The organism is Virgisporangium aurantiacum, assembly GCF_016863635.1.
In the GTDB taxonomy this organism is placed as follows: domain Bacteria; phylum Actinomycetota; class Actinomycetes; order Mycobacteriales; family Micromonosporaceae; genus Virgisporangium; species Virgisporangium aurantiacum.
Genome location: NZ_BOPG01000017.1, coordinates 15,753 through 26,890 on the forward strand (window position 1 = coordinate 15,753; position 11,138 = coordinate 26,890).

Sequence of the window (11,138 nt, forward strand, 5' to 3'; positions counted from 1 at the left end):
TCACCACGTTGAGACTGCTGTCCGGCAGGTGGCGGCAACAGGTGCAACGGTGCAGTCGAAGGTGCACCGCCTTTGCGGGGTCGGCGTTGCGGGGGACGATTGTCGGCATGCGGACGCGGGCCGAGGAGCCGGAACAGTTTCAGGACGCTCAGCTCGCCGCCGCGGCGGCGATGGGTCCCGGCGTCTCGAACCAGGCGCTGGCGTCGGGTTCGCCCGCGGCACTGATCGAACTGGCCAAGGCGGCCGGCGGGTCTCAGGCCGTGGAGGCGTTGCTGGCGAACCCCGGACGCAGCGCCGAGGGACTGGGCCGGACCGGTCCGCACGGGTCCAAGCCGCCGAGCCTGCGCGACGGGCCGCCGATCCACCATCTGGAGTCGGAGCACGTCATCCCGTTCGCGATCGGCGCGCGGTTGTGGGAACTGCTGAGCCTGGTGCTGCCCGTCCGCGGCAGATCGGAGGACCGGAAACAGACCACGATCATGATCTATCGGGGTGCGGCCGCCCGGAAGACGAAGGTCGACCAGAAGGTCATCGAGCAGTTCAAGGCCGAGTTCGCCGCGTCCGGCCTGGCCGGCGACATGTCGGCCGAGGTGGCGTTCGCGCAGGGCGGCGGCCATGTCGGCGAGCACGGCGACGGCGGCCCGGCCCGCGCGGTACTCGCCGACATGGCCGCCGCCATCGAGGAGATCCGCGCCGACGCGGTGGAGCGGACGGTGGCCGCGGTCGCCGAGGAGAACCGCGCCGTGGAGGAGGGCTTCGACCTCTCCAACGGCGAGCGTCGCGCGGTGCCACCCGACCGCGAGCCCGACCTCCCCTCGGCCGACGAGATCGAGGCCGCGTCCGAGACCCAGTACGACGACATCATCGCCTTGGCCGAGAAGGCGGTCCGCAAGGCCGACCGCTGATCCGCGTCGATCTTGCAGTTGTGCTCGCTCTAAAACGGGGCAAGACCGGGCGAAAGGGCGGGCACAACTGCAAGATCGACCGGCGTCAGGCGGAGCGGCGGCGGCGTCGGGGAGGCGGCTCGGCCGCCGGTTCCGGCGAGGGCTCGGGCGAGGGCTCGGGCGAGGGCTCGGGCGAGGGCTCGGGCTCCGCCGACACCGCGGGCTCGGTCGGGTCGACGAACCGCGTTGCGGTGACGTCGATCTCCTGGACCGGCGGGCCGGCCTCGACGAACGCCGCCGCGTCCACCGTCGCCGTGACCACGAGGTCGAGCCCGGGCTTCAACTGCCCGCCCAGCGCCGACCAGAAGTCGGAGTTCTCCGTGCCGTCGCCGCTGCGCAGATTCACCCCGGGCAGCGGACGCACCGCCGCGAACGGCCCCTTCAGGTGGTCGACGGCGATGAACGGGTGCAGCAGCAGCGCCGTCAGCACGCTGCCGAGCAGCGAGTGCTCGTCGCGGACCTCGGTGGTCCAGGCGGTCACCAGGTAACGGCAGTCGACCCGCGGCAGCGGTTCCCGGCGCACCCGCCGGCCGTCGTCGAGGCCCACGAGTTCCTCGCCCCACTGGCGTTCGGTGAGGTTGGGCCGCACGTCCCAGAGATAGAGGTTCACGGTCGGGCGGGAGACGCCGGCGGCCCAGTCGCCGTCGGGGGCGTCGAACACGATGTCGACCGAGCGCTGCGGCAGCGGCACGACCGCGCGCAGGAACGTCTCCAGGGACTCGTCGAGCAGATGCAGCATCAGTCGACCAGCTCGAAGTAGCGTTCGAACTCGGCCTCGGTCCGCAACCGGCCCATTTTCTGGAACTCCCGCTTCATGGCCAGCACAGCATGCCTCATCGTGATGGCGGTGTCGTCGTCGGCCGCCAGGAACGCCGCGCCCAGCGCCGCATTGCGGATGATGCCGCCGCTCACCTTGAACTGCCGGGCCAGGAAATCAAGATCAAGATCGGCGACGGGCGCAGCCGCCGGGAACGCCCGCGACCAGATCAGTTTGCGCTCCGGCTCCTCGGGCAGCGTGAAGTCGATCGCGACCGAGATGCGGCGCAGGAACGCCTGGTCGATGTTGCGCTGCAGGTTGGTGGCGAGCACGACGAGCCCGTCGTACGTCTCCAGCCGCTGCAACAGGTACGCCACCTCGATGTTGGCGTACCGGTCGTGCGCGTCGCTCACCTCGGACCGCTTGCCGAACAGCGCGTCGGCCTCGTCGAAGAACAGCACCAGGTCGCCGGCGGCCGCGGCGCCGAAGATGCGTTCGAGGTTCTTCTCCGTCTCGCCGATGTACTTGCTGACGACCGCCGACAGGTCCACCTTGTACAGATCCAGCCCGAGGACGCCGGCGACCACCTCCGCCGCGAGCGTCTTGCCGGTGCCGGACGGCCCGGCGAACAGCGCCACCACGCCGGTCGACGGCACCGGCGGGAACCCCCACTGCCCGTACACCACGTCGCGGCGCCGGTGCCGAACCGCCAGTTCACGCAATTGGCGCACGTCGTCGGGGGGGAGGACGAGATCCTCCCAGCCGCGCCGCGGGCGGATGCGCACCGCCACGCCGTCGAGGTGGCCGCCGGCGAGGCGCCGCACCGCCGGCGAGAGCTCGCCGTTCTCGGCCGCCGCGGCGACCAGCCGCAACTGGTCCCGGCTCAGGCGGTACTGCGGATCCGGCCCGCGCCCGAGCAGCCGCTGCCAGTCGGCCTCGTCGGCCTCGCCACTGGCGACCCGCACCTCCCGGTACGGCAGCGCGGGGATCGAGTCGAGCGGCTGCTCCAGCGCCGAACACAACACCCACCGCAGATGCGTGGCCCGGGTGATCGCGTCCCGCGCGGCCGCGTCCAGCGGGCGCTCAAGATCGAGGACGACCACAGCACCGCCGATCGTCGCCTCGCGCACGAGTGCGGTCCACCCGGCGGCGTCGGCCGGCACCGGAGACTCGACCCTGGCCGCTTCCGGCCATCGTTCCACCACGGTGCGGAGCCTGCTCTGCGCGTCACCGCCGTTGATGAGAACGAGCTCCGACGAAGCGCGACCGACCGCGCGGCCGGGACCGACGACGGCGCCGGGCGGGAGGGCCGGGTCGGCGGACCCGTCGCCGCGCAGGTGCCAGACCACGCGCGGCGGCGGCGCGCAGACGCGGGTGGCCCACGCTCCGGTGCCGGAGATCTCGACCAGCGCGGCCCGCAGCAGTGACGCGTCGGGTGCCACCGCCTTCTCGGCGGGGTGGCCGGGGTCGTTGAGGATCCGGGCGAGGCTGCCGAGGGTGAGCTGCGGCAGGTGAACGGAGTCCTGCAGGTAGGCGACCAGCCGCTGGCGGGCGGCGCTCATCTCGACGGCCACCACCAGCGCGAGTACCTCGGCCTCCTCCGCGTCGAGGCCGGCGGTGCGGCACAGGGTCGCGAAGCGGTCGTCACCGTCGAGCGACTCGGAGAACGCTTTCCGGGCGGCCGCGAGCGGTTCCGCCACCGTCGCCCGCACCGGTTCGACCGCCGCCGGATCGGGGCCGTCGAGGCCGGGCAGGCCACGGAGCACGCGGTCGAGATCGTCGACGGCGACGTAGAGACCGGCGAAGTCGCGCGGCGGACGCCCCTCCGCCACCCGGCACACCAGCGCCTCGCGTTGCAGCAGGAGATCCGCGAGGACCAACCAGGGGCTCAACTAGATCGCGCCCTCGCGTGTCGCGAGCGCCACGGCCTGCGCGCGGGTGCGGGCGTTCAACTTGGTGAGGACGTCGTGCACGACATTCTTCACCGTACGTTCAGAGAACCGCAGGTCCTCGGCGATGCCGCGGGTGTCGTGCCCGTCGGCGAGCAGGCGCAGCACCGACCGCTCGCGGTCGTTGAGGCCGCCCGGACCCAGGTTCGACGCCTTCACGACGTGCGCCAGCAGCCGGGTGAGCAGGTCGCCGGGCAGCGTCACCGCGCCGGCCACCACCGCGCGCACGCTGGCCACCAGCTTCTCCGGCGTGAGCTGGTCGTGCGGCAGCACCGCGCCGACCCCGGCGTCGACGATCTCCCGGACCTGCTGCTCGGTGGGCTCGCGCACCGTCGCCACCAGCTTCGTGGGGGTCCCGCTGATCAGCCGCACCGCGCGCCGCAGCGACGCTCCCTCGACCTCGAACACCAGCACGTCGAGACCGACGAGGTTCGGCTCGGGCATGAGCCCGCCGCTCTCGCCGCGCACCACGAACCCCGACTGCTGGAGACAGGCGCCCATCCCACGCCGAACGATCGCGTGACGATCGTCGATCCACACCGACGGAGGCTTACCCGCCTGCACCTTCACCTCCCGCGCAGGTGCCGGCATCCGGTGCCCCCTCACACCGCCGACACGCCCCGAATTACCAGCCGCTATTCAACAACATCGAGGCCAGCCCTTCCGGGCAACAAGTTCGGACCCCGGGCGCAACGCCGTCGTCAGCCCCCCGGTGAGGCGGAACCTTACACCGATCGATACGAGGTGAACGATCCCCTTCTCGGGCAACATGAGCTGTCGGATCCGGGCGTCGATCCGGCTCGATTCGCGACGCCCGGGGCCCGCACAGGCCGGCCGGATGCTTCGACACAGGCGCTAGCCTTCATGACATGCGTAGGTATTCGGCCGAACAGATCTACGGCTTCTGCCGCATGGCGGGTTTCAGCCCGGACGAGTCCGCGACGTTCACCGCGATCGCGCTGGCCGAGTCCGGTGGCAACAGCCAGGCCCACAACCCGCATGGGGAGGACTCGAAGGGTCTCTTCCAGATCAACGCGCGCGCCCACCCCGGGCTCGACCGCAAGTACGACCTGTACGACCCGCAGCAGAACGCGCGGGCGGCGTTCGAGGTGTCGGCGGGCGGCTCCGACGCGTCACCCTGGACCGTGACGCACGGCAGCGGCAGTGCCCGGTACCTCATGTACAGGGACGCCGCCCAGGCCGCGGCCGTCGCCTACGGCGACGGGCCGGGTCTCGGCGTCTGGACCGGCACCCCGGGCTACGGTCACCGGCTCGACGCCGGCGACGACGCGGGCGCCGGCGTGGGTGTGCACGCGATGAACGCGCCCACCGGCACCGGCACCCCGGGCGGCGACACGGCGCTCACCCGGTTCCTCGAGGTGTCACAGGCACAGGTCGGCGACCGGTACATCTTCGGCGCCGAGGTGAAGAACCTCGACGACCCGAACCCCGACGCGTTCGACTGCTCCGAGCTCACCCAGTGGGCCGCCCACCAGGCGGGCGTCACGATCCCCGACGGCGCGGCCGGCCAGTACCGGTACCTCCAGAAGATGGGCCTGCTGATCCCGGTGGAGGAGGCCAAGAACACCCCCGGCGCGCTGCTGTTCCACTTCGCCAGCGATCCGGTCGGTGGCAAGGGCGAGCCCGGGGTGGCGCACGTGGCGATCAGCACCGGCGACGGGCACACGACGATCGAGGCGAAGAACTCGAAGGCCGGCGTGGTCAACGGCGAGATCGGCAACCGGTTCAACTACGCGGCGATCATCCCCGGCATCTCCGACGGGAATCCGGCCGCACTCGCCACCGTGCCGGCGGCAGCGGCCGCGGCGCCCGACACCGTGCAGGTGGCGCTCGGCGGCATGGACTCCGACCACGACGGGCTCACCGACGCCCTGGAACGCCGGATGGGGCTCGACCCGCTGCGGTCCGACACCGACGGCGACAACCTGGCCGACGGGCACGAGCTCGTCACCAGTCTCACCAACCCCCGCCGCGGCGACACCGACGGCGACGGCCTCAACGACGCGTTCGAACTCGCGCGCGGGCTCGACCCGCTCTCCGCCGACACCGACCGCGACGGTCACCTCGACGGCGCCTTCGGCCAGACCCCCGGCGACTCCGACCTCGACGGCCTCGACGACGCGCTGGAGATGAACCTCGGCCTGAACCCGCAACTCGCCGACTCCGACAACGACGGGTTCGGCGACGCGCTCGAACTGCACTCCAACGCCGACCCGCTCGACGGCCAGGTCAACCCGATCAAGCTGCTGGCCGGCGCGCGGCAGGGCGCGGTGGATCCGGACGACGCCGCCGGGCTGGACGACGACCCGAGCCCGGTGGTGCACTGATGCCGGAATGAACCTCGAGATCGTCGTCCCGAAATCCGCCGTCACCGTCTCACCCGGCGTCGAGACCCGCGTGCGCATCCAGGTATCCAACAACGGCGATGAACGCATGCCGGTGCGGATCGGCGTGGTGCGCGGCCGGGTCGCCGGGTGGGCGCAGGCCGAACCCGCGGTGGTCGCGGCCGGTCCCGGCGAGTCGACGAACGTCGATCTGGTGTTCCGGCCACCGGCGTCGGTGACCCCGCAGGCCACGTTGCAGCCGTTCACCGTGCAGGCCGAGGACCTGAGCACCGGGTTCGTCGCGGCGCGGGCGACCGGGCTGCTCGCGGTCTCCGCGCCGTTGACCCTGACGGCGGCGCTGGCGGTGGCGCGGGTCCGGCGGCGCACGATCGCGGTGACGCTTTCGGTGTCCAATTCGGGCTCGTCGTCGGTCACGCTGGGCGTGCGGCCCAAGCTGGAGATGGCCGGCGAGGGCGGCAGGCTCGCCGACCGCGCGGCCCGTAAGGCCGCCCGCAAGGCGGAGCGGCGCGCGTCGGCGAAGCCGTCGTTGCTCGACATCGCGGCGGGCGAGTCCGGCGAGACCAGGATCATCGGACGCCCGAAGCGCGCGTTCTTCGGCGCCAGGCGGCCCTACGTCCTCACGGTGCGGTGCGTCGACGTGGTCGACGAAACGGCGTCCACCCTCGACAAGGACGCGGAGCCGCCGGCGCCGCTCGCCACGGTGACCCACGCGGGCATCGCGAAGGCCCGGCTGAGCCGGACGGCGGCGACGATCATCGGGGTGCTGCTGGTCGGGTCGCTCACGGCCGGCGGGGTGCTGGTGGCCCGGATGGGCGTGCTGCCGGAGCGGTTCAGCAACTTCACGGCGGGCCTGGCTGGCGCCTCCCCGAAGGACCCGGTGACGGTGCCGTACGCGCTCGTCGAGGTCTTCCCGATCAACAGCCGCGCCGCGGCCGAGGCCACCCGCGACCGGCTCAACTCGGCCGGCATGAACGTGCGGGTGGTCGACAGCCGCGAGTCCGGGGTGGTCTTCGACGGAGCGGAGGGTTTGAATGTATTGATCCGCGACGGGTTCGCCACGCCCGAGGCGGTCAAGGCATACTGCGACCAGTACAAGCCGATCGCGCCCAAGTGCACGGTGGTGGCGTCATGAGTTATTCGCTGGGCGTCGACCTCGGTACGACGTTCACGGCGGCGGCCGTGCGGCTCAACGGGCACGCCGAGATCGCGCGTCTCGGCAGCCGCCGCGCGGAGATCCCGTCGCTGGTGTTCGTGCGCCCCGACGGCGGTGTGCTGATCGGCGAGGCCGCCGAGCGGCGCGGTTCCTCCGAGCCCTTCCGGTTGGCCCGCGAGTTCAAACGGCGGATCGGCGACCCGGTGCCGCTGCTCGTCGGCGGCTCGCCGTACCCGGCACACGCGCTGATGGCCCGGCTGCTCGAAGAGGTGCTCGGCACCGTCACCCGCCAGCAGGAGGGTCCGCCGGCCGCGGTCACGGTGACCTATCCAGCCAACTGGGGCCCGTACAAGCGGGACCTCCTCGGCCAGGCGGTACGCCTGGCCGAACTGCGCAACGTCACCTTGCGGGCCGAACCCGAGGCGGCGGCCGTGCGGTACGCGGCCACCGAACGGATCCGGCCCGGCGAGACCGTCGCGGTGTACGACCTGGGCGGCGGCACGTTCGACGCCGCGGTCCTGCGGAAGACCTCCGACGGTTTCGAATTGTTGGGCGAGCCGGAGGGGATCGAGCAGCTCGGCGGCATCGACTTCGACGAGGCCGTGCTGGCGTTCGTCACCGCCACGCTGGGCCCGTCGGTGGCCGAACTGGACCCCGACGACCCGTCGGTGGTGGAGGCGCTGGCCCGCTTGCGGCGCGACTGCATCGAGGCGAAGGAAGCGCTCTCCTACGATACCGAGGTCATGGTGCCGGTGGCGCTGCCGAACCTGCACACGCGGGTACGGCTGAACCGGTCCGAGTTCGAAACCATGATCATGCCGGCCGTCCTGGAGACGATCGCCGCCCTCCGCCGCACCATGCGCGGTGCCGGCGTCGAGGCGTCCGACCTGCGCTCGATCCTGCTCTCCGGCGGCTCGTCCCGGATCCCGCTGGTGAGCCAGTTGTTGTCGGTCGAGTTCGGTCGGCCGGTGGTGCTCGACCCGAGCCCGGAACACAGCATCGCGCTGGGCGCCGCGCTGGTGACGTCCTCATCCGGTTCCTTGTCCGTGGCCGCGCCTCCGCCTCTCGAGTCTTCCGACTCCCCCGACTCCTCGGCCTCCCCGGACTCGGTCGACGAGGTCTCCGCGCCGGCGCCGAGCCGGCGCAGCCGGGTGGCGGAGATGCTGTCGAAGCTGGGCGGCCGATCCCGGCCGTCGCCGTCCGAGGTTGCCGCACCTCTTCCTCTTTCTACCCCTCCCCTGGCGACCCCGGACGCGGGAACCGCGATTGCGGGCGCCGCCATCGCCTGGGACCCGACCCCGACCTCCGGCACCGAAAGCCCGTCGACGGCGTGGGAACGCACGCCGTCGAACGACCCCCTCGGTGTGGTCTCGGCTCCGACGTCGCCACCGGTCCTGATCACTCCCGTCACCCGACGGCCGTCGCCGTCCACCACACCCCCGCCGGAGTCCGACCTCGTACCCGACACACCCTCCCGCGGTGTGGCCTGGGTCCAGCCGCAGCCACCGATCCCGGCGCCCGGTTCTCCCAGCACACCGCCAGCTCCGTCGTCCGACGCGTCGCCGGCGCTGTCGTCCGACGCATCGCCGGTTCCGTCGTCCGGCGGACCACCGATCCCCGGGCCCGGTGCCCCCGGTACTCCGCCGACTCCGGCGTCCGGCGCGCCATCGGCCCTCGCGTCCGGTGGCCCCCGCATGCCACCGACGGGCCGGGCGATCGTCCCCTCTCAGCAGATAAGCGGCCGCGCCACCGTACCCATGCGTACGGAAGCCGCCGCCCCGGCCAGCGGCCGTGCACCGGTCGCGCGCCCGTCCTCCCCCGAACGCCGCGATTCCGGTCGCCTCACCCCGATCGGCCGCGCCCAGGTGACCCCGACCTCCGGAGCACCGGTATCCGGCGCACCCGCATCCAACGCGGCCCCATCGGTCCCCGACGAACCGGACGGCACCGCACCGACCCGATCCGGCCCCACCCCGTCCACCCGACGCCCGTTCTCGACCGAACCGCCCCCTCCCCCGCCCGCCCCGCCATTGGTGGAACCGATGCGGCCGGCCGGATCCACACCCCCGCCACCCGCATCGACCTCCCCCGTATCGCCCCCACCCACCGCGACGCCCCCGATCTCGGCACGGCCGATCTCGGTACCGCCTGTCGCGACGCCGCCCACTGCCACCCCGCCCGCCGCGACGCCCCCGATCTCGACGCCGCCGATCTCGACGCCGCCGGCCGCGACGCCGCCTCCGGTGGCCCCGGCTGCCCGGAGCGTGTACGGGGCACCACCGACGGCCGACCTCCGACTCGGCACGCAGGCGCAGCCGACGGACCCGGCCCCGGCACCGTCGACACATCCCGGTGCGGCGCCACCGAGTTCGGCCTACGGAGCGAGTCAGGCTCCCACGTACGGCCCCGCCCGACAGACCGGCGGACCCGGTGCGACGCCGACCCCGCAAAGCGGTTCCACCGCCCCGCCGCCAGGCACGCCGGCCCAGCCGGCAACGTACAACGCCGCCCCGCCACCGGCGACATACAACGCCGCGACGCCGGCGGCACCATACAACGCCGCCGCCGCGGCCCCAGCCACATACAACGTCGGGACCCCGCCCGCCACCTACAACGCCGCAACCCCGGCCACGTACAACGCCGCGCCCGGCGCTGGCACGCCACCGGCCGCCACGTACAACGCCCCGCCACCGGCTACGTACAACGCCGCCCCGCAGCCACCGGCCACATACAACGCCGCCACGCCGCCGCCCGCCACGTACAACGCCGCCACGTACAACGCCGCCATGCAGGCGCCCGCTACGTACAACGCCCCGCCACCACCGGCGACATACAACGCCGCGGCCCCACCCGCCGCCTACAACGCCGCGCCGGCCACCGCATACACCCCCGCGGCACCGGCAGAAGCCGGAAACCAAGCAAGCCAAGCCACCCAACACCCACCCCGGCCCGCACAACGCGCCAGCCGGCGGACGTACCGAGCTGTCAAGATCATTGTGACGCTCGTCGTGGTCATGGGGTTGCTCGCGGTTGCCGGTGCGGCCTACTGGTTCCTCGTCGCCGACACGAAGAAGGATGACAAGCAACAGCAGGATGCGCCGATCGCCCAGTGGGTGCGCAAGGCGGACGTCCCGCTGCCGTTGGAAGGGGCGGCGGTCGCCGCTTTCCAGGGGAAACTGTGGGTTGCCGGCGGCCAGCAGGCCAGCGATCCGAAGACCAAGACCAACGAGGTGTTCGTCTACGATCCGGCCACCGACGACTGGACGGTCGGGCCATCCCTGCCCAGCCAGCTTAGCCACGCGACGTTGGTGCCGACGCCGTCCGGGCTCTACCTGGTGGGCGGTTGGCTGGTAGACGGCGGTTCGCGGCAGGTGCTGCGGCTCGACGGGAAGTTGCAGACCTGGATACCGCAACCGCAGCTGCCCGAGTCGCGGGTGAACGGGGTCGGCGGCTTCACGGGGTCGGAGATCGTGTACGCGGGCGGGACCAAGCCGGGGCCGTCGGCGTCCGACACCGTGTGGGCGTTGCGGCGCGACGCGTGGGTCGAGATCGGCAAGCTGTCGAAACCGCGGCAGAAGGCGATGGCCGCGGGCAACGGCACCGACACGTTGTGGATCATGGGTGGTCGCAACATCCAGACCGAGGAGAAGTTCGGGACCATCGACCTGATCACGTCGACCGGAGTGACGCCGTCGGACCGGACGATCGATCCGCCGATCGACAGCGGGGCCGGCGTCTACCTGCCCGACTCCGGGATCTGCGTGGTGGGTGGGCAGACCCCGAACGGCGGCTTCAACGACTGGTGGTGCTGGGAGGGCGGGCTGGCGCAGAAGCTGCCGGCGTTGAACCCGCAGCGCGGCGGGCTCGCCGCGGCGATCATCGGCCGGACGGTCTACGTGGTCGGCGGATACGGCAAGGGCTTCAGCAGCCTGAGCCGCCTCGACACGCTCACGCTGCCGCCTCGCTAAG

7 protein-coding genes are annotated in these 11,138 nt (G+C 72.4%); 4 read left to right on the plus strand and 3 right to left on the minus strand.

Going from position 1 to position 11,138, the window contains the following annotated elements:
* Window positions 1–107: 107 nt before the first annotated feature.
* Window positions 108–905, plus strand: a complete 798-nt coding sequence (locus Vau01_RS14075) for a hypothetical protein (protein ID WP_203991971.1) — start codon at window positions 108–110, stop codon at window positions 903–905.
* An 85-nt stretch (window positions 906–990) separates the two neighbouring features.
* Here Vau01_RS14075 and Vau01_RS14080 read toward each other — a convergent pair whose 3' ends face one another.
* The 3 genes from Vau01_RS14080 to Vau01_RS14090 are packed head-to-tail and all read right to left on the minus strand — an operon-like array spanning window position 991 to window position 4,241.
* Entirely contained in the window at window positions 991–1,683 is a 693-nt protein-coding gene (locus Vau01_RS14080; RefSeq protein ID WP_203991973.1) for a Pvc16 family protein, read from the minus strand.
* Window positions 1,683–3,593 carry an ATP-binding protein gene (locus Vau01_RS14085; protein ID WP_203991975.1) on the minus strand — a complete coding sequence of 637 codons (1,911 nt, stop codon included), beginning with the start codon at window positions 3,591–3,593 and terminating at the stop codon, window positions 1,683–1,685. The genes Vau01_RS14080 and Vau01_RS14085 overlap by 1 nt, the downstream gene beginning before the upstream one ends.
* On the minus strand, window positions 3,594–4,241 hold the full coding sequence (locus tag Vau01_RS14090; protein ID WP_203991978.1) for a response regulator transcription factor: 648 nt from the start codon (window positions 4,239–4,241) through the stop codon (window positions 3,594–3,596). It abuts the gene before it with no gap.
* Window positions 4,242–4,519: 278 nt separating this feature from the next.
* Here Vau01_RS14090 and Vau01_RS14095 point away from each other — a divergent pair, with 278 nt between their 5' ends.
* The 3 genes from Vau01_RS14095 to Vau01_RS14105 are packed head-to-tail and all read left to right on the plus strand — an operon-like array spanning window position 4,520 to window position 11,137.
* Window positions 4,520–5,998 carry a transglycosylase SLT domain-containing protein gene (locus Vau01_RS14095; protein ID WP_203991981.1) on the plus strand — a complete coding sequence of 493 codons (1,479 nt, stop codon included), beginning with the start codon at window positions 4,520–4,522 and terminating at the stop codon, window positions 5,996–5,998.
* A gap of 7 nt (window positions 5,999–6,005) precedes the next feature.
* Window positions 6,006–7,148 (plus strand): hypothetical protein, encoded by a 1,143-nt coding sequence (locus Vau01_RS14100; RefSeq protein WP_203991984.1) that lies wholly within the window; start codon window positions 6,006–6,008, stop codon window positions 7,146–7,148.
* The gene (locus Vau01_RS14105; protein ID WP_203991986.1) at window positions 7,145–11,137 is read left to right on the plus strand and encodes an Hsp70 family protein; all 3,993 of its coding nucleotides are present in this window, start codon (window positions 7,145–7,147) and stop codon (window positions 11,135–11,137) included. Before Vau01_RS14100 ends, Vau01_RS14105 begins: the two co-directional genes overlap by 4 nt.
* The last annotated feature ends 1 nt before the right edge of the window (window position 11,138 follow it).